General features: G+C 62.6%; 18 protein-coding genes and 2 tRNA genes. 10 read left to right on the top strand and 10 right to left on the bottom strand.

Annotation, left to right across the window (positions count from 1 at the left end):
- Positions 1 to 143 precede the first annotated feature (143 nt).
- The 8 genes from KDK82_RS01440 to KDK82_RS01405 all read left to right on the top strand — a co-directional run bounded on the left by KDK82_RS01440 (position 144) and on the right by KDK82_RS01405 (position 6,957).
- Complete coding sequence (locus KDK82_RS01440) at positions 144 to 1,073, top strand: polyprenyl synthetase family protein (RefSeq protein WP_034396917.1); 930 nt, start codon at positions 144 to 146, stop codon at positions 1,071 to 1,073.
- A gap of 33 nt (positions 1,074 to 1,106) precedes the next feature.
- Positions 1,107 to 1,183, top strand: a tRNA-Pro gene (locus tag KDK82_RS01435).
- A gap of 130 nt (positions 1,184 to 1,313) precedes the next feature.
- On the top strand, positions 1,314 to 3,056 hold the full coding sequence (gene pilB, locus KDK82_RS01430; protein ID WP_088163861.1) for a type IV-A pilus assembly ATPase PilB: 1,743 nt from the start codon (positions 1,314 to 1,316) through the stop codon (positions 3,054 to 3,056).
- Between the two features lie 38 nt (positions 3,057 to 3,094).
- A complete protein-coding gene (locus KDK82_RS01425) occupies positions 3,095 to 4,312 on the top strand; it encodes a type II secretion system F family protein (protein ID WP_012207287.1) in 1,218 nt (405 codons plus the stop codon).
- Positions 4,312 to 5,205 (top strand): A24 family peptidase, encoded by an 894-nt coding sequence (locus KDK82_RS01420; protein WP_088163860.1) that lies wholly within the window; start codon positions 4,312 to 4,314, stop codon positions 5,203 to 5,205. Before KDK82_RS01425 ends, KDK82_RS01420 begins: the two co-directional genes overlap by 1 nt.
- Positions 5,206 to 5,219: 14 nt before the next feature.
- On the top strand, positions 5,220 to 5,858 hold the full coding sequence (coaE, locus tag KDK82_RS01415) for a dephospho-CoA kinase (RefSeq protein WP_088163859.1): 639 nt from the start codon (positions 5,220 to 5,222) through the stop codon (positions 5,856 to 5,858).
- A gap of 89 nt (positions 5,859 to 5,947) precedes the next feature.
- Positions 5,948 to 6,703 (top strand): cell division protein ZapD, encoded by a 756-nt coding sequence (gene zapD / locus KDK82_RS01410; protein ID WP_012207290.1) that lies wholly within the window; start codon positions 5,948 to 5,950, stop codon positions 6,701 to 6,703.
- A 17-nt stretch (positions 6,704 to 6,720) separates the two neighbouring features.
- The gene (locus KDK82_RS01405) at positions 6,721 to 6,957 is read left to right on the top strand and encodes a DNA gyrase inhibitor YacG (RefSeq protein WP_088165409.1); all 237 of its coding nucleotides are present in this window, start codon (positions 6,721 to 6,723) and stop codon (positions 6,955 to 6,957) included.
- Positions 6,958 to 6,967: 10 nt separating this feature from the next.
- On the opposite strand, the gene KDK82_RS01400 is transcribed toward KDK82_RS01405, so the two are convergent.
- The 4 genes from KDK82_RS01400 to secA all read right to left on the bottom strand — a co-directional run bounded on the left by KDK82_RS01400 (position 6,968) and on the right by secA (position 12,920).
- Positions 6,968 to 7,465: a (deoxy)nucleoside triphosphate pyrophosphohydrolase gene (locus tag KDK82_RS01400; RefSeq protein ID WP_256974382.1), complete on the bottom strand. Its 498-nt coding sequence runs from the start codon at positions 7,463 to 7,465 to the stop codon at positions 6,968 to 6,970.
- A 71-nt stretch (positions 7,466 to 7,536) separates the two neighbouring features.
- Positions 7,537 to 8,493: an ATP-binding protein gene (locus tag KDK82_RS01395; RefSeq protein WP_088163857.1), complete on the bottom strand. Its 957-nt coding sequence runs from the start codon at positions 8,491 to 8,493 to the stop codon at positions 7,537 to 7,539.
- A 165-nt stretch (positions 8,494 to 8,658) separates the two neighbouring features.
- Positions 8,659 to 9,891 carry a bifunctional glutamate N-acetyltransferase/amino-acid acetyltransferase ArgJ gene (gene argJ, locus KDK82_RS01390; protein WP_088163856.1) on the bottom strand — a complete coding sequence of 411 codons (1,233 nt, stop codon included), beginning with the start codon at positions 9,889 to 9,891 and terminating at the stop codon, positions 8,659 to 8,661.
- A 281-nt stretch (positions 9,892 to 10,172) separates the two neighbouring features.
- Entirely contained in the window at positions 10,173 to 12,920 is a 2,748-nt protein-coding gene (gene secA / locus KDK82_RS01385; RefSeq protein WP_013800813.1) for a preprotein translocase subunit SecA, read from the bottom strand.
- A 311-nt stretch (positions 12,921 to 13,231) separates the two neighbouring features.
- Between secA and KDK82_RS01380 the strand changes: the two genes are divergently transcribed.
- Positions 13,232 to 13,537 (top strand): hypothetical protein, encoded by a 306-nt coding sequence (locus tag KDK82_RS01380; protein WP_034396930.1) that lies wholly within the window; start codon positions 13,232 to 13,234, stop codon positions 13,535 to 13,537.
- Positions 13,538 to 13,606: 69 nt separating this feature from the next.
- Here the strand turns inward: KDK82_RS01380 and KDK82_RS01375 are convergent.
- The 6 genes from KDK82_RS01375 to petA form a co-directional block, all read right to left on the bottom strand.
- Positions 13,607 to 13,682 (bottom strand) — tRNA-Thr (locus tag KDK82_RS01375).
- A gap of 98 nt (positions 13,683 to 13,780) precedes the next feature.
- Positions 13,781 to 14,317 (bottom strand): ClpXP protease specificity-enhancing factor, encoded by a 537-nt coding sequence (locus KDK82_RS01370; protein WP_088163855.1) that lies wholly within the window; start codon positions 14,315 to 14,317, stop codon positions 13,781 to 13,783.
- Between the two features lie 103 nt (positions 14,318 to 14,420).
- Positions 14,421 to 15,032, bottom strand: coding sequence for a glutathione S-transferase N-terminal domain-containing protein (locus KDK82_RS01365; RefSeq protein WP_088163854.1), 612 nt, complete (start codon positions 15,030 to 15,032; stop codon positions 14,421 to 14,423).
- A 103-nt stretch (positions 15,033 to 15,135) separates the two neighbouring features.
- Positions 15,136 to 15,891 (bottom strand): cytochrome c1, encoded by a 756-nt coding sequence (locus tag KDK82_RS01360; RefSeq protein ID WP_012207299.1) that lies wholly within the window; start codon positions 15,889 to 15,891, stop codon positions 15,136 to 15,138.
- Between the two features lie 17 nt (positions 15,892 to 15,908).
- Positions 15,909 to 17,324 carry a cytochrome bc complex cytochrome b subunit gene (locus KDK82_RS01355; protein WP_013800811.1) on the bottom strand — a complete coding sequence of 472 codons (1,416 nt, stop codon included), beginning with the start codon at positions 17,322 to 17,324 and terminating at the stop codon, positions 15,909 to 15,911.
- A gap of 14 nt (positions 17,325 to 17,338) precedes the next feature.
- Positions 17,339 to 17,935 (bottom strand): ubiquinol-cytochrome c reductase iron-sulfur subunit, encoded by a 597-nt coding sequence (gene petA / locus KDK82_RS01350; protein ID WP_012207301.1) that lies wholly within the window; start codon positions 17,933 to 17,935, stop codon positions 17,339 to 17,341.
- Positions 17,936 to 18,084: 149 nt separating this feature from the next.
- On the opposite strand from petA, the gene mscL reads away from it, so the two are divergent.
- The gene (gene mscL, locus KDK82_RS01345) at positions 18,085 to 18,513 is read left to right on the top strand and encodes a large conductance mechanosensitive channel protein MscL (RefSeq protein ID WP_012207302.1); all 429 of its coding nucleotides are present in this window, start codon (positions 18,085 to 18,087) and stop codon (positions 18,511 to 18,513) included.
- Positions 18,514 to 18,515 lie beyond the last annotated feature (2 nt).

The raw sequence follows: 18,515 nt of genomic DNA, 5'->3' as shown, positions 1-18,515 counted from the left end.
GCTCCCACCCCGCGCCCAAACAACCGCCAGGGCCGGCCGCAGGCGGGATCGCTCTTCCTATAATTGCCGATCCACTTGGCGGCCACAGTACCTTGACCACAGCTCTCTCCACCCCCAATCCGCTTGCCCTGATCACTGACGACATGCGCGAGGTGGATCATGTGATCGCCCAGCGCCTGACGACCACCGTCCCGCTGATTGCCCAGATCTCCCAGTACATCATCGCTGCCGGCGGCAAGCGGCTTCGCCCGGCCCTGCTGCTCATGGTCTGCAATGCGCTGGGCTACGAAGGCAGGGACAGGCATGTCCTGGCGGCCGTGGTCGAGCTGATTCATACCGCCACTCTGCTGCACGACGACGTGGTGGACGAGTCCACCCTGCGCCGTGGCCGCCCGACGGCCAACGAGACCTTCGGCAATCCGGCCAGCGTGCTGGTCGGGGACTTCCTGCACTCGCGCTCCTTCCAGATGATGGTGGAAGTGGGCAGCATGCGTGTGCTCAAGATCCTCTCGGACGCCACCAACGTGATCGCCGAGGGCGAGGTGCAGCAGTTGATCAACACGCATGATGCCTCGCTGGACGAAGCCGGCTACCTGCACGTCATCCGCTCCAAGACCGCCCAGTTGTTTGAGGCCAGCGCGCAGCTGGGCGCCGTGCTGGCCGACGCCCCCCGCGAGATCGAACAGGCCTGCGCCATCTATGGACAGGCCCTGGGCACCGCCTTCCAGATCATTGACGACGTGCTCGACTACACAGGCGACACCCAGGAAATGGGCAAGAACCTGGGAGACGACCTGCGCGAAGGCAAGTGCACCCTGCCGCTGATTGCCGCCATGCAGCGCGGCACTCCGGAGCAGGCTGCCATCGTGCGCAACGCCATCGAGCAGGGCTCAACCGAGCAGTTGTCTGCCGTGGTGGATATCGTGCGCAGCACAGGTGCGCTGGACGTGGCACGCGAGGCTGCACACGCCGAGGCACGCCGCGCCATCGACGCAATAAATGTGCTCCCGAGCAATTTGCATACGGCAAGTTTGCTACAATTAGCCTCTCAGCTTTTGGAGCGACGCACCTGATTTCAGGCTGCATTGCTTTGTCTAAAAAAGCAACGGGGTGTAGCTTAGCCTGGTAGAGCGCTACGTTCGGGACGTAGAGGCCGGAGGTTCGAATCCTCTCACCCCGACCATTTCTGGTCACTTCATCACCACGCCACCATTGAGCCAGGTTCAAGACCTGGGTGCGCAATAGTGCGTCTGGCCTTTCAAGCCTTCAGGGATGATAGGATAAATGTCCTTTCCTCTCAAACGTCTTGCTACATGGCTGTTGCTGACTCCTCGCTCAAGAATGCTTCCGCTGTTGCATCGCTCCCCGGCATCGGGCGAGCCCTGATATCAGCAGGCAAGGTATCGCAGCAGGCAGCGGAAGCCGCCGCCAGCAAGGCCGGCGCCAACCGCACCTCGTTCATTGCCGAGTTGAGCAACGCGGGCATCCTCTCGGCCCTGGAAGTGGCCGAGACGGTCTCAACCATGTTCAGCGCACCGCTGCTCGATCTAGATGCCATCAACGCCGCGCGCCTGCCGCATGAGTTGCTGGACGCCAAGATCATCAGCTCCTATCGCGTCCTCCCCTTGAGCAAGCGCGGCAACCGCATCACGGTGGCCACGGCCGACCCGACACAGCAGGAAGCTGCAGAGCAGATCAAGTTCACCACCCAGCTAGGCGTGGATTGGATCATCGTCGAGGCCGACAAGCTGGAGCGCCTGATAGCTCAGCAGAGCAAAAGCGCCAGCGAAGCCATGGAGAGCTACAGCGGGGGCGGCGATTTCGAGTTCGGCGACCTCAAGCCCGACGAGGTTGCCGAGGAGAAAGACAACACGGCGGCAGCGGACGTCGAGGACGCGCCCATCGTCAAGTTCCTGCACAAAATGCTGCTCGACGCCTTCAACATGCGCGCGTCGGACCTGCATTTCGAGCCCTACGAACATCAATATCGCGTACGCTTCCGCATTGACGGCGAGTTGCGCGAAATCGCATCACCGCCCATTGCCATAAAGGAGAAGTTGGCCTCGCGCATCAAGGTGATCTCGCGCCTGGACATCTCGGAAAAACGTGTTCCTCAAGATGGCCGCATGAAGCTCAAGGTCGGCCCGGACCGCGTCATCGATTTTCGCGTGAGCACCCTGCCCACGCTCTTTGGCGAGAAGATCGTGATCCGTATCCTTGACCCGAGCTCGGCCAAGATGGGCATTGATGCCCTGGGTTACGAACCCGAGGAAAAGGCACGTCTGATCGAAGCCATCGGGCGCCCCTACGGAATGATTCTGGTGACAGGCCCCACGGGCTCGGGCAAGACGGTGTCACTGTACACCTGCCTGAACATGCTGAACAAGGCCGGGGTGAACATCGCGACGGCAGAAGACCCCTCGGAAATCAACCTGCCCGGCGTCAATCAGGTCAATGTGAACGAAAAGGCGGGCCTTACCTTTGCGACGGCGCTCAAGGCCTTTCTGCGCCAGGATCCCGACATCATCATGGTCGGCGAAATCCGCGACCTGGAAACCGCCGACATCTCGATCAAGGCCGCACAGACCGGCCACTTGGTGCTGTCCACGCTGCACACCAACGATGCACCGACCACGTTGACGCGCATGCGCAACATGGGCATTGCCCCCTTCAACATCGCATCGAGCGTGATTCTGATCACCGCCCAGCGGCTGGCCAGGCGCCTGTGCCCCCAGTGCAAGGAGCCTGCGGATATCCCGCAGGAGGCGCTGCTGGAGGCGGGCTATGACGAGGCGGACATTGATGGCAGCTGGGTCACCTACAAGCCCGTGGGCTGCCAGGCATGCAACAACGGCTACAAGGGACGCGTCGGCATCTACCAGGTGATGCCGATCAGCGAGGAAATCCAGCGCATCATCCTGCAGGACGGCAGCGCGCTGGAGATCGCGGCACAGGCCAAGCGTGAAGGCGTGCGGTCTCTGCGCGGATCCGGACTGCACAAGGCCAGACTAGGACTGACCTCGCTCGAAGAAGTGCTGGCAGTCACCAATGAGTAAATAGCGCGGACAGCGCAGACAACAAAAGAGGGAGCACGATGGCCACAGCCGCGTCCAAAGGAATCAAGGAATTTGTCTTTGAATGGGAGGGCAAGGATCGCAACGGCAAGATCGTCCGCGGCGAAACCCGGGCCGGGGGCATCAATCAGGTCCAGGCCATGCTGCGCCGTCAGGGCGTGCTTCCCAGCAAGATCAAGAAGCGCCGTACGCGCGGCGGCAAGAAGATCAAGCCCAAGGACATCGCGCTGTTCACGCGCCAGATGGCCACGATGATGAAGGCTGGCGTCCCTCTGCTGCAGGCCTTCGACATCGTCGGGCGCGGCAACACCAACCCCAGTGTGACGCGCCTGCTGGCCGATATCCGCTCCGACGTGGAGACCGGCACCTCACTGAATGCGGCCTATCGCAAGCACCCCCTTTACTTCGACAGCCTCTACTGCAATCTGGTAGAGGCAGGCGAAGCTGCCGGTATCCTGGAAGCCCTGCTGGACCGCCTGGCCACCTACATGGAGAAGACCGAAGCCATCAAGTCCAAGATCAAGTCGGCGTTGATGTATCCGATTTCGGTGGTCGTTGTGGCCTTCATCGTCGTGACCATCATCATGCTTTTCGTGATCCCGGCCTTCAAGGACGTGTTCAGCTCGTTCGGTGCGGATCTGCCGGCCCCGACTCTGTTCGTGATGGGTGTCAGCGACATCTTTGTCCAATGGTGGTGGGTAATCTTCGGCGTGATCGGAGGCGGCTTCTACTTCTTCATGCAGGCCTGGAAGCGCAATGAGCGCATGCAGCAGTTCATGGATCGTGCAATGTTGAAGATGCCGGTCTTTGGCGCATTGATCGAAAAGTCCTGCGTTGCACGCTGGACGCGCACGCTGTCGACCATGTTTGCTGCAGGCGTTCCGCTGGTCGAAGCACTGGATTCCGTCGGCGGCGCCTCCGGGAATGCCATCTACGCCAATGCCACCGAGAAGATCCAGCAGGAAGTCTCCACCGGCACCAGCCTCACGGTAGCCATGACCAATGCCAACGTCTTTCCCTCCATGGTGCTGCAGATGTGCGCCATCGGCGAGGAATCCGGCTCCATCGACCACATGCTTGGCAAGGCAGCCGATTTCTACGAAGAGGAAGTCGATGACATGGTGGCTGGCCTGTCCAGCCTGATGGAGCCCATCATCATTGTTTTCCTGGGCACCCTCATCGGCGGCATCGTGGTTTCGATGTATCTGCCCATCTTCAAGCTGGGTCAGGTGGTCTGATGGTTTTGGAACTCTGGATGCAGGCTGCATTGGGCGGCCTGCTGGGCCTGTTGGTTGGCAGCTTTCTCAACGTGGTGGTGCATAGGCTGCCCCGCATGATGGAGCAGCAATGGAATGCGGAATGCGCCCAATGGGCGCAAGAGCAATCTTCATCCTCCGCCACGCCATCGCCCGCCACAGCGCTGCCGCCTGCCGAGCCGCCCCTGAGCCTGAGCCGCCCCCGCTCGCGCTGCCCGCATTGCGGCCATGCCATCCATTGGTACGAGAACATTCCCGTGCTCAGCTATCTGGCGCTGCGGGGCCGTTGCTCCGAATGCAAGGCATCGATCAGCATCCGCTACCCGCTGGTGGAACTGGCCTGCGCTGCGCTATTCGCCTACTGCACGATGCAATGGGGCATCACGCCCACGGGCGCCATCTGGTGCCTGTTCAGCGCCGCCTTGCTGAGCCTGGCATTGATCGACTGGGATACCACACTGCTCCCCGACGACATCACCCTGCCCTTGCTGTGGGCCGGGCTGCTTTCATCGGCACTGCACTGGACCGCCGTGCCTCTGGCCGACGCGGTCTGGGGTGCCGCAGCGGGCTATCTTTCGCTGTGGCTGGTCTACTGGGCCTTCAAGCTGGTCACCGGCAAGGAAGGCATGGGCTACGGCGACTTCAAGCTGTTTGCCGCGCTGGGGGCCTGGTTCGGCTGGCAGGCTCTTGTGCCCATCATCCTGATCTCGTCCGTGATTGGCGCCATCGTGGGCATTGCGCTGAAGATCAACAGCCGCCTGCGCGAAGGTGGCTATGTTCCCTTTGGCCCCTTTCTTGCGGGCGCCGGCTTTGCCGCCATGGTGTTCGGACCCCAGCAGATGCTGCAATCCCTGTTGGCGGCCATCGGTCTTTGATCCGACACTGCGGCATGGAATCCAGCAACGCCCCGCCACCACGTCCGCGTCCGTTCCGGCTGGGCCTGACCGGCGGCATCGGCAGCGGCAAGAGCACCGTGGCCGCACAGCTTGCCTTGCGCGGAGCAAGCATCATCGATGCCGACCAGATCTCGCGCAGCCTCACCGCCCCGGCAGGTGCCGCATTGCCCGAGATTGCGCGCAGCTTCGGACCTGAACTGATCGACGCGAACGGTGCTCTGGACCGTGCGCGCATGCGAGAACTGGTCTTCCAGCAGCCTGCAGCACGCCAGCAGCTGGAAGCCATCATCCACCCTCTGGTGGCTCGGCAAACGGCCCTTGAAGTCCAGCAGGCCACCGATGGCGGATGCGCGCTCATCGTGCATGACATCCCGCTGCTTGTGGAATCCGGCCGCTGGCCTGCCCTGCTCGATGCCGTGCTGGTCGTGGACTGCCGGACGGAAACACAGATCGCACGCGTCATGGCCCGCAACGGATTGCCCCGCGATGCTGTGCAAGCCATCATCGCCGCCCAGGCCACCCGCGCGGCACGGCTGGCGGCAGCCGACTGGGTGCTCTACAACGACGAAGCCATGACGATAGAGGCTTTGCGCGCATGCAGCGATCGAATCTCGGCATGGTTCGGGCTATGATGCACGCCATGGCTTGGCCTGTGCGTGTAATTCAGCATGTGCACGACGTAGACAGCTGATTCCTGAGCACCCCGAGGAGCCCAGCAAGCGTGATCCTGTACGAATATCCTTTTAATGAGCGCCTGAGGACCTACCTCAGGCTGGAGCAGCTGTATCGCCGCCTGGGCGAGCTGCTGTCGCGCGCTCATTCCATCGATCACCATTTCGCGCTGGTCACCATCTTCGAGATCATGGACGTGGCAGCACGCACCGACTTGAAGACGGACGTGCTCAAGGACCTCGAACGCCACAAAAGCCTGCTCGACAGCCTGCGCGGCAACCCCGATATCGCCGAGCACATGCTCGACCAGGTGTCCCGCCATGTGGAGCAGTGCTTTGCCCAGCTCAATGCCCAGAACGGAAAGGCCGGCCAGTCCCTGACCGACAACGAATGGCTGATGGCCGTGCGCAGCCGCATCGGCATCCCTGGCGGCACCTGCGGTTTCGATTTGCCGGCCTATCACGCCTGGCAGTTCCATGACCCCCAGGTGCGCCTGCGTGATCTGGAGGACTGGGCCAGCACACTGACCCCGCTGGGTCAGTCGCTGCAACTGCTGCTCAAGATGCTGCGCGAAACCGGTGTCCCGCAATGGGTGGCCGCAGAAAAGGGCGTATTCCAGCAGGCCATGCCGCCCGGTCGCAGCTTCCAGCTGCTGCGCCTTCGCATAGACCCTGCGTTGAATCTTGTCCCGGAAATCAGCGGCAACCGCCTGCTGGTTTCGGTGCGCCTGCTTCGCCCCGAGAGCGGCGCCAAACCCCAGCCTTGCAGCGAAGATGCCTCGTTCGAGGTCACGCTTTGCAGCTGATGAAAAAGACTGCCGGCATGTCCACGAAAGCCACGCCCTCTGTCGATGCATCATCCGCATCCGCAGGGCCCACGGTGCGCTGCCCGACCTGCAGCGGCCCCAGCCTGTTCGCGCCGGCCAACCGCTTTCGGCCCTTTTGCAGCGAGCGCTGCTACCAGATCGACCTGGGCGCCTGGGCCAACGAGGAATTCCGCGTGCCTGCGCCCATACCTCCCGAGGATTCGCCCTTCGGCGATCCTCGTACTGAACCCTGATCAGGCCTGATCAGACTTTCGGTTGGCCTGCCTCGTAGAAGCCGGCATCAAAAGGCAGCCCGCGTTCCTCGCTGAGCCATTGCAGCACCGGATAGGCGCCAGGCAGCACCGGCTGCACCTGCAGCGGAAGTTGCTGCCAGGCCATCTGCTGGCCTTCTCGCATCTCGAACTCCCCGCTCCAACGCGTGATCTTGCACCAGTGCAGGCGCACCAGGGCATGCGGATAGTCATGCTCGGTCACCTTCCAGACGGGGGCTGCTGCGATCTCGACGCCCAGCTCTTCCTGAAGCTCGCGACGCAATGCCTGCTCCACGGTCTCGCCGGATTCGATCTTCCCACCAGGGAACTCCCAATAGCCGGCATAGGGCTTGCCCGGCGGCCGGCTGGTGATCAGCAGCGCACCATCGGACTCGCGCAGGAGCACGCCAACGGCGACTTCGGTGTGCTTGCGCCGGGCCGGCGCTTGAGACGGCGTTTGAGACTGGGCAGCATCGGCGCCGGTGTTCAAGGAGATTTCTTTTTCAGTCACTTGATCTTTCGCAAAAAACCGCCCGGCCCCAAGGCCGGGCAGCAGGCTGGTCAGAGCTCGGCCTCTTCGGCCAGCCCTTGGACATCGGCGATGCCAGTCTGGCGCTGGTTCGGGCGCTCGGCGCGGCCCGCATAGTCACGGGCGAACTGATGGGCCACGCGGCCGCTGCGCGAGCCTCGTTCCAGTGCCCAGACCAGGGCCTCAGGACGCGCGGCCTCGATCGTGGCCTGGTCCAGTCCCAGGGCCTCCAGCCATTGAGCCACCACGCGCAGGTACTCGTCCTGGCTGAAGGGATAGAAGCTCACCCACAGGCCGAAGCGCTCGGACAGGGAGATCTTTTCCTCAATCACCTCGCCGGGATGCAGCTCCCCATCCTCGCCGCGCTGGTAGGTCAGATTCTCGGACTGGTACTCCGGCAGCAGGTGGCGGCGATTGCTGGTCGCATAGACCAGCACGTTCGGGCTGGCGGCGCTGACCGATCCATCCAGAATGGACTTCAGGGCCTTGTAGCCAGGCTCGCCTTCCTCAAAGCTCAGATCGTCGCAATAGATGATGAACTTCTCGGGCCGGCCGGCCACCACATCGACGATGTCGGGCAGGTCCGTCAGATCGGCCTTGTCCACTTCGATCAGGCGCAGGCCCTGCGAAGCAAAGGCATGCAGGCAGGCACGGATCAGCGAGGATTTGCCCGTGCCGCGCGCGCCGGTGAGCAGCACGTTGTTGGCCGTGCGGCCGGTCACGAACTGCTCGGTGTTGCGCGCGATCTTGTCCTTTTGCACGTCGATGTTCTGCAGGTCGGACAGTTGCATGGCGCCGACGTGGCGCACGGGCTCCAGCAAACCGCAGCCGTTGGCGCGCTTGCGATAGCGCCAGGCGATGGCGGTATTCCAGTCTGCGGGGGATTGCAGCGGCTGGGGCAGGATGGCCTCGATGCGCTGCATCAGCTGCTCGGCGCGCTGCACGAGTTGCAGCAAGGGGGCGGCGGCGGCTTCTGTGGGCAATGTCATGGATGTCTCTCGAATACGGATCTCACGGCCACCGACGCTGGATATGCCCGGGAATCGAGATGGATCTCATGCCAACGCCAGAGCTTTTGCGCGCCGGCCGCCATTGAAAGCTGGCAGCAGCCAGGCACAAGGCCTGCGGCTGCCGGCGGCACGGTGGGTGAAGAGTCAGGAGCGGTAGTCGGCGTTGATGCTCACGTAGTCGTGGCTCAGATCGCAGGTCCACACGGTCTGCTCGGCCTCCCCTCGGCCCAGTAGCACGCGCACGATGATCTCCTGCTGCTTCATCACGCGCTGGCCGTCTTCCTCCTGATAGGCAGGGTTGCGGCCGCCATTGACTGCGACATGCACATCGTTCAGGTACAGGTCGATCTTGGTCTGGTCCAGATCGTCGATGCTAGCATAGCCAACCGCCGCGAGGATGCGGCCCAGGTTCGGGTCGCTGGCAAAGAACGCCGTCTTGACCAGGGGCGAATGCGCGATGGAGTAGGCCACCAGGCGGCACTCGGCCTCGGTCTTGCCACCCTCCACCTTGATGGTGATGAACTTGGTGGCGCCTTCGCCGTCGCGCACGATGGCCTGGGCCAGCAAACGCGACACATCCAGCAATGCAGCCTTCAGGGCCTGGCCTTCGGCGCTGGACAGCGAAGTGATCTGCGCGTTGCCGGCCTTGTGCGTGGCCACCAGCACAAAGGAATCGTTGGTCGATGTGTCGCCGTCGATGGTCACGCGGTTGAACGAGCCGTCGGCCAGTTCCTTGACCAGGGGCTGCAGCAGCTCGGGAGCGATGGCCGCATCGGTGGCCAGAAAGCCCAGCATGGTCGCCATGTTGGGGCGGATCATGCCCGCGCCCTTGCTGATGCCGGTGATGCTCACGCGCTTGCCGCCAATGTCCACGGCCCGGCTGAAGGCCTTGGGCAGGGTGTCGGTGGTCATGATGCCCTCGGCAGCCGTGCCCCAGTTGTCGGCCTTGGCTGCGGCAATGGCGGCCGGCAGGCCGGCTGCAATGCGGTCCACAGGCAGCTCTTCCATGATCACGCCAGTGGAGAACGGCAGGATCTGCTCGGGCTTGAGCTGCAGCAGCGCTGCCAGATCTGCGCAGGTACGGCGCGCACGTGCCAGGCCGTCGGCGCCGGTGCCTGCATTGGCATTGCCTGTGTTGATGACCATGGCACGGATGGCGCCCGCTGTCTGAACCAGATGCTCGCGGCTGACCTGCACAGGCGCTGCGCAGAAACGGTTCTGTGTGAACACGCCAGCCACCGAAGCGCCCTCGTCGAGCAGGAACACGGACAGGTCCTTGCGGTTGGCCTTGCGCACACCGGCTTCGGTGACGCCGATGCGAACGCCGTCGATCGCCAACAGGTCGGCGTGCACGGGAGCGGAGAGATTCACAGGCATTGAGGGGCTTCCTACAGTGAAAGAAAAACGCGCTCCATTATCGGAACAAACCAGGGCCGTGCGTATTTCAGAGCATCACAAACACACCCCAATGCAAACACGGGCCGAAGCCCGTGTTGTCAATTGAAGCTTGCTGTGTGCAGTGAATCCCAAAACAGCATGCCCCAGCTCAGGGACACCAAGGAAGGGCCTACGCCGGCCGCGCCGCCCCGCACCAAGGGTGTCGTCCCCCTCCCGCGAAGCGAGAGAGGGGGAAGGCGCGAAGCGACTCAGGGGGAGCTTTAGGACAGCTTGCCGTGGCACTGCTTGTACTTCTTGCCGCTGCCGCAGGGGCAGGGATCATTGCGGCCCACGCGAGCGCCTTCGGGCAGCTCCAGCGGCTCGTCTTCGACGGAGCCACCGATGTCGCCATCCGACGGAGCGCCATAGGTCATGTGCTCCAGGCTGTGGGCGCTGCGCTGCTCCAGGGCCTCGGTGGCCTGCTCCACCTGTTCGCGCGACTGCACCTGCACGGTCATCAGCACGCGCGTGACTTCGGTCTTGACCTGGTCGATGAGCTGGCGGAACAGCTCGAAGGCCTCGCGCTTGTATTCCTGCTTGGGCTGCTTTTGCGCATAGCCGCGCAGGTGAATGCCCTGGCGCAGATAGTCGAGTGCAGACAGGTGGTCACGCCAGTTGGTGTCGAAGCTTTGCAGCAGGACGGCGCGCTGGAATTGCGTGAAGTTCTCGCGGCCGATCAGCTCGACCTTGGCATCGAACACTTCGCGGGCGGCCTGCAGCACCTTTTCGAGGATTTCCTCGTCGGTGATGGCGTGCGCGGACTGCACCTGCGACTGCAGCGGCAGCTGGATGCGCCATTCGCTTTCCAGCGCCTTTTCCAGACCGGCCAGGTCCCACTGCTCTTCCATGGACTCGGCAGGAACGTACTGGCGCACCAGATCGGACACCACGTCGTCGCGCATCACCGTGATCATCTCGTACAGGTCCGAGGCGTCGAGGATCTCGTTGCGCTGCTGGTAGATCACCTTGCGCTGGTCGTTGGACACGTCGTCGTATTCGAGCAGCTGCTTGCGGATGTCGAAGTTGCGGGCCTCGACCTTGCGCTGCGCACCTTCGATGGAGCGGGTCACGATGCCGGCTTCGATGGCTTCGCCATCGGGCATCTTCAGGCGATCCATGATGGCGCGCACACGGTCGCCCGCGAAGATGCGCATCAGCGCATCGTCCAGGCTCAGGTAAAAGCGCGAGGAGCCGGGATCGCCCTGGCGGCCCGAACGGCCACGCAGCTGGTTGTCGATACGGCGCGATTCATGGCGCTCGGTGGCGATGATGCGCAGGCCACCCAGGGCCGAGACCTTGTCGTGCTCGATCTTCCAGTCGGCGCGCATTTGTTCGATGCGCTGCTGGCGTTCGGCTTCGGACAGGGATTCATCGGCCTCGACAGCAGCCACCTGCTTTTCGATGTTGCCGCCCAGCACGATGTCGGTGCCGCGGCCGGCCATGTTGGTGGCGATGGTGATCATGCCGGGACGACCGGCCTGGGCCACGATGTCGGCCTCGCGCTCGTGCTGCTTGGCGTTGAGCACCTGGTGGGGCAGGTTTTCCTTGTTGAGCAGCTCGTCGATGATTTCGGAGTTCTCAATCGAAGTCGTGCCCACCAGCACGGGCTGGCCGCGCTCATGGCATTCGCGGATATCGCGGATCGCCGCCTCGTACTTCTCGCGCGTGGTCTTGTAGACACGGTCGAGCTGGTCGTCGCGCTTGCTGGGACGGTTGGGCGGAATCACCATGGTCTCGAGACCATAGATTTCCTGGAATTCGTAGGCCTCGGTATCGGCCGTGCCCGTCATGCCAGCCAGCTTGCCGTAGAGACGGAAGTAGTTCTGGAAGGTGATCGAGGCCATGGTCTGGTTCTCGGCCTGGATGGTCACGCCTTCCTTGGCCTCGACCGCCTGGTGCAGGCCGTCGCTCCAGCGCCGGCCAGCCATCAGGCGGCCCGTGAACTCGTCAACGATGACGATCTCGCCGTTCTGCACCACATAGTGCTGGTCACGGTGGTAGAGGTTGTTGGCACGCAGCGCCGCGTAGAGATGGTGGACCAGGGTGATGTTGGCCGGGTCGTACAGCGAGGCACCCTCGGCAATCATGCCGGCGTGGCCCAGCAGGCGCTCTGCGGCCTCGTAGCCCTGGTCGGTCAGGAACACCTGGTGGCTCTTCTCGTCCACGGTGAAGTCGCCGGGCTTGGTCACGCCTTCGCCGGTGCGCGGGTCGGCCTCGCCTTCCTGGCGCACCAGGTTGGGAACGATCTTGTTCATGGCCACGTACATGGCCGTGTGGTCTTCGGCCTGGCCGCTGATGATCAGCGGCGTGCGGGCCTCATCGATCAGGATGGAGTCCACCTCGTCGACGATGGCGTAGTTGAGCACGCGCTGAACGCGGTCGCCCGACTCGTAGACCATGTTGTCGCGCAGGTAGTCGAAGCCGTACTCGTTGTTGGTGCCGTAGGTGATGTCGCTGTTGTAGGCGGCCTGCTTTTCCTCGCGCGGCATGTTGGGCAGGTTGATGCCCACCGACAGTCCGAGGAAGTTGTACAGCTTGGCCATCCAGGTCGCATCGCGATTGGCCAGATAGTCGTTCACGGTCACCACGTGCACGCCATTGCCCGACAGTGCGTTCAGGTAGACCGGCAGCGTGGCGGTCAGCGTCTTGCCTTCGCCGGTGCGCATTTCGGCGATCTTGCCGTAGTGCAGCGCCATGCCGCCCAGCAGCTGAACGTCGAAGTGGCGCATCTTCATGACGCGCTTGGAGCCCTCGCGCACCACGGCGAAGGCTTCGGGCAGCAGGTCGTCCAGCGACTCGCCCTTGGCCACACGTTCCTTGAACTCCTGCGTCTTTGCACGCAGAGCCTCGTCGCTGAGCTTCTCGTAGTCGGGCTCCATCGCATTGATGCGAACAACCGTCTTGCGGTATTGCTTGAGAAGCCGATCGTTTCGGCTGCCGAATAGTTTGGTGAGGAAGTTGGTGGCCATGCGAAAAAGACACACCGCCGCCCGCTGAAGCGGACTGCGGTGTGCCTGGAATCCCTAGATTGTTGGATTTCAGATGGGGCCGCTCCACCTGCCTGCAAGTGCTCTTCTGAAGAACACATGCGACCGGGCCGAAGCGAGAACCGAACAATTGATTCTAACTGCCTCTGTCCAACCCTCTTTCAGGCAGGCCGACGCATGCAGTCGCACAGCCCCGAACCCGAATCCCCGGACCCGCGCCACCCCGCAGATGCTGCTATAACGACCCTCCGGGCCGGCGCATGCCAACGCTGCCAGTCCAGCCCTTCAAGCCCATGACCTTCACACGCCGCCACCACGCCGTCACCGCCCTGCACGCCGTCGAGAACTCGCCCACGCTGGCGCGGCTCGCACAGCTCACCCGGGACTCCAGCAATCGCCTGACGGCCATCCTGCCCCTGGTGCCGCCGCTGCTGCGCGCCAGCCTGCAGGCGGGCCCCATCGAGGGCAGCACCTGGTGCCTGCTGGTGCGAAACAATGCGGCCGCCGCCAAGATCCGCCAGTTGCTGCCCGCCATGGCAGCCCACCTGCGCACCAAGGGGTGGGATGTGACCGAGATCCGGCTCAAAGTGCAGGCCTGATCGGCCGCTGAAAAAAACGCGGCCGGAAATGAAGAAAGCAATGAAAAAAGGCCTCCGAAGGAGACCTTTTGGTGCCGGTTGTCGGATTCGAACTGACGACCTACCGCTTACAAGGCGGGTGCTCTACCAACTGAGCTAAACCGGCGAAGCACGAATTCTAGCGCAGAAAAAGACTGCTTCAGCCGTTCCTGGCGCTTGCGAGCCCGCTTGCACGCGTGATCACAGGCCCAGGGTACGAAAAACCTACTTCACCAGCTTCAGCGAGGGCCGCGTGCCCGAGGGCGGCGGCGTGCGCGGGGGCTCTTCATCATCACCCTCGCTCTGGATACTCACCAGCTGCACCACGCGTTCGTCGGCAGCTGGCTCGGCCGGCACTTCAGCAACTGCGCCCTGCGACACAGGCTCATCGGATTCCTGCTCGACCGAAACTTCGTTGTCGTTGTCGTTGTCGGCATCCGACTCCGGCGCCGGGAAAGCCATGCCTTGGCCGGTCTCCCGTGCGTAGATGGCCATCACCTGCTCGACAGGCACCATGATTTCGCGTGGCTTGCCGCCAAAGCGGGCCGTGAAGCTGATGAAGTCATTGCCCATTTGCAGGCCGCTGGTGGCGTCGTAGCTGACGTTGAGCACGATCTCGCCGTCGCGCACGAACTCGCGCGGCACCTGCACGTTGCGGTCCACGCGCACTGCGATGTGGGGTGTGAAGCCGTTGTCGGTGCACCACTCGTACAGGGCCCGGATCAGGTAGGGGCGGGTGGAAGTTGCTTCGGGGGCAGTCATGACGATCCCAGGAAAAGAGTGGTCGTAATACGAAAACGGGCAGGATATGGCGATCGGTTGACCGCCTTCCCTGCCCGCGCAATCAGTCGTCAACCGATGCGAATTACTTGCGCATCACCTTCTCGGAAGGCGTCAGCGCTTCGATGTAGGCAGGGCGCGAGAAGATGCGCTCGGCGTACTTGAGCAGCGGGGCGGCGTTCTTGGACACCTCGATGCCGTAGTAGTCCAGGCGCCACAGCAGCGGGGCAATGGCCACGTCCAGCATGGAGAAGTTCTCGCCCAGCATGTACTTGTTCTTGAGGAACACGGGAGCCAGTTGCGTCAGGCGGTCGCGGATGTGAGCGCGCGCCTTTTCGATGGCCTTTTCGTTGCCCTTGACGTTGCGCTCCTCGAGCGTGCTCACGTGCACGAACAGTTCCTTCTCGAAGTTCAGCAGGAACAGGCGCACGCGGGCGCGGTCCACCGGGTCGCCGGGCATCAGTTGGGGATGCGGGAAGCGCTCGTCGATGTACTCGTTGATGATGTTCGATTCGTACAGGATCAGGTCGCGCTCGACCAGGATGGGCACCTGGCCGCACGGGTTCATCACGCTGATGTCTTCAGGCTTGCTGAACAGGTCCACATCGCGGATCTCGAAGTCCATGCCTTTTTCGAACAGGACGAAACGGCAACGGTGTGAAAAGGGGCAGGTCGTTCCCGAATAAAGCACCATCATGGTGGAGGCTCCTAAAAATCAAAAAGAGTGGGTCGCTCGCGGCGCCCACTCTGCACACAGTTCAGCCGCGCAATCGCTTGCACGACCTTCTGCAGTCACGGTTTTATTTGACGTCTTTCCAGAACGCGGCGTTGAGGCGCCATGCAATGAAGATGAAGACCGCCAGGAAAAGCAGCACGCCCACGCCAATGCGGATGCGGCTGTTCTGTGCCGGCTCACCCATCCATTGCAGGTAGTTCACCAGATCGCCAACTGCCTGATCGTACTGCACTGGGCTCATGGAGCCGGGAGAGACCTGCTCCCACCCCTTGAAAACCTGGGTCTTCACGCCGTGCTCTTCGGCTTCTTCGAAGATGGCACGGCGCTCGCCCTGCAGTTGCCACAGTGCATGGGGCATGCCCACGCTGGGGAAGGCCAGGTTGTTCCAGCCCGTGGCCTTGGTGTCATCGCGGTAGAAGGTGCGCAGGAAGGTGTAGAGATAGTCGGCACCCGTGCCGTTGTGGCCTGCGCGCGAGCGCGCGATCACCGTCAGATCCGGTGGATTGGCACCGAACCACTCCTTGGCTTCCTTCGGGTTGATGGCCGCCTTCATGGTCTCGCCCACCTTGTCGGTGGTGAACAGCAGGTTGTCCTTGATTTCCTGCTCGGTCAGTCCGATGTCCTGCAGCCGGTTGAAGCGCATGAATGCAGCCGAGTGGCAGCTCAGGCAGTAGTTGACGAACAGCTTGGCGCCGTTTTGCAGCGATGCCGTGTCATTGGTCTTGCCCGGGGCCTTGTCCCAGGCGATGCCGCCTTCGGAAGCCTGTGCACCGGTCATGATGCCCAGGGCCGCGATCAACGTGAGAATCAGTTTCTTCATTGTTGTTCTCTCCAGCTTCAGTGCGGCTTGAACGTCACACGATCGGGAACGGGTTTGGTCTTGCCCAGGCGGCTCCACCAGGGCATCAGCAGGAAGAAGCCGAAGTAGAACAGCGTTCCGACCTGGGACACGCGCTCGCCGATGGGCGACGGCGGCTGCACACCGAGATAGGCCAGGATCACGAAGTTGATCACGAAGATGCCGTAGAGGTACTTGTGCCAGCTCGGACGGTAGCGGATGGACTTGACCGGGCTGCAATCGAGCCAGGGCAGCGCGAACAGGATGATCACGGCGCCACCCATCACCAGCACGCCCCAGAACTTGGCGTCGATGGACAGCATCATGGCGATGACGCCCAGGGCCACGATGGCGACCACGCCCTTGACGGCGGCCGGCAGGCGCGACTTGAGCACGCCAAAGCCCGCACCCAGCAACACGCAGGCGATCAGCACATACATCATCTCGCTGGTGATGGCACGCAGCATCGAGTAGAACGGCGTGAAGTACCAGACCGGCGCAATGTGCGAAGGCGTCTTCAGCGGATCGGCCGGAATGAAGTTGTTGTACTCCAGGAAGTAGCCGCCGAACTCGGGCGCGAAGAACACCACGGCCGAGAACAGGAACAGGAACACCGTCACGCCGAAGATGTCGTGCACCGTGTAGTAGGGATGGAAGGGGATGCCGTCCAGCGGATGACCCTTGGCGTCCTTGGGCGCGTTGGGGCCCTTGATCTCGATGCCGTCCGGATTGTTGGAGCCCACGTCGTGCAGCGCCAGCAAGTGGGCCACGACCAGGCCCAGCAGCACCAGGGGCACGGCGATCACGTGGAAGCTGAAGAAGCGGTTGAGCGTGGCATCGCCCACCACGTAGTCCCCACGGATCAGCAGCGCCAGGTCAGGGCCGATGAAGGGGATCGCCGAGAACAGGTTCACGATCACCTGTGCGCCCCAGTACGACATCTGGCCCCAGGGCAGCAGGTAGCCCATGAAGGCCTCGGCCATCAGCACCAGGAAGATGGCGCAGCCGAAGATCCAGACCAGTTCACGCGGCTTGCGGTACGAACCGTACAGAAGGCCGCGGAACATGTGCAGATAGACGACGACGAAGAAGGCCGACGCGCCCGTGGAGTGCATGTAGCGGATCAGCCAGCCCCAGGGCACATCGCGCATGATGTACTCGACCGAGGCGAACGCCTTCTCGGCGTCCGGCTTGTAGTGCATCACCAGGAAGATGCCGGTGACGATCTGGATCACCAGCACCAGCAGCGCCAGCGAGCCGAAGATGTACCAGAAGTTGAAGTTCTTCGGAGCGTAGTACTCCGACATGTGCACACGGTAGGCGTCGAAAGCCGTTGGAAAACGGTTCTCGAACCAGTTCGTGAGCTTGGCGCCCGCAGGCGCGTTCGGATCGATGTCCTTGAATTCGTGGGCCATTGTTCTTGTCTCCCTCAAGCCTTGTCTTCACCGATGAGGAGCTTGGTCTCCGACAGGTACATGTGCGGTGGCACCTGCAGGTTGTCGGGGGCCGGCTTGTTCTTGAAGACACGGCCAGCCATGTCAAAGGTCGAGCCATGGCAGGGGCACAGGAAGCCGCCCTTCCAGTCATTGGGCAGCGAAGGCTGCGCGCCGGGCTGGAACTTGTCGGAAGGCGAACAGCCCAGGTGCGTGCAGATGCCGACGACGACCAGCACTTCGGGCTTGATCGAGCGGGCTTCATTCATCGCGTAGGGCGGCGTGAACTCTTCAGGGTGGCGCTTGGACTGGGGATCGGCCAGCTGGCTGTCCAGCTCGGGCAGTTCCTTGATCTGTTCCGGCGTGCGCTTGATGATCCAGACTGGCTTGCCGCGCCACTCGACCGTGAGCTTCTCGCCGTCCTTGAGTGCGGAGATATCGACCTCCACTGCAGCCCCGGCGGCCTTGGCCTTCTCGGATGGCTGGAAGGTGCTCACGAACGGGACGGCTGTCGCCACGCCGCCCACCGCGCCAGCACACGCCGACGTGATGATCCACGTCCGCTTGCTGGAGTCGATTGGAGTGTCACTCATGGGGTTCCTCGAACTACGTCGCTTGAGTTGGGGTCAACAATAAATTGTAGCGGGGCGAGTATGGTTATTCCATACCGACTCCGACATTGACAGGCTCCAAAGCCGCGCAATACTGCGCTATCTCAAACTCTTTCCAGATGGAGCCAGCCATGGGCATGATGCAGGAATTTCGTGAGTTCGCAGTTAAGGGAAACGTGGTAGATCTCGCCGTGGGCGTCATCATCGGCGGAGCGTTTGGCAAAATCGTCGATTCCGTGGTAAACGACCTGATCATGCCGGTCGTTGGCCTGGTTTTCGGCAAGCTGGACTTCTCCAATCTGTTCGTCGTACTGGGCAGCGTGCCCCCCGGAACAGCGATGACGCTCGATGCCCTCAAGAAGGCCGGCGTCCCCGTATTTGCCTATGGGAACTTCATCACGGTGGCGGTGAATTTCATCATCCTGGCCTTCATCATTTTCATGATGGTCAAGCAGATCAACCGCCTGCGCCGCGAGGCCCCGGCCGCCCCCGCGCCGGCCCCCGTCACACCTGAAGACATCGTGCTGCTGCGCGAGATTCGCGACAGCCTCAAGCGCTGAAA

The sequence above is a fragment of the Delftia sp. K82 genome (assembly GCF_002193035.1).
Classification (GTDB): domain Bacteria; phylum Pseudomonadota; class Gammaproteobacteria; order Burkholderiales; family Burkholderiaceae_C; genus Comamonas; species Comamonas acidovorans.
Note: the sequence above shows the minus strand (reverse complement) of the source record. Positions and strands in the feature narration are given on the sequence as shown.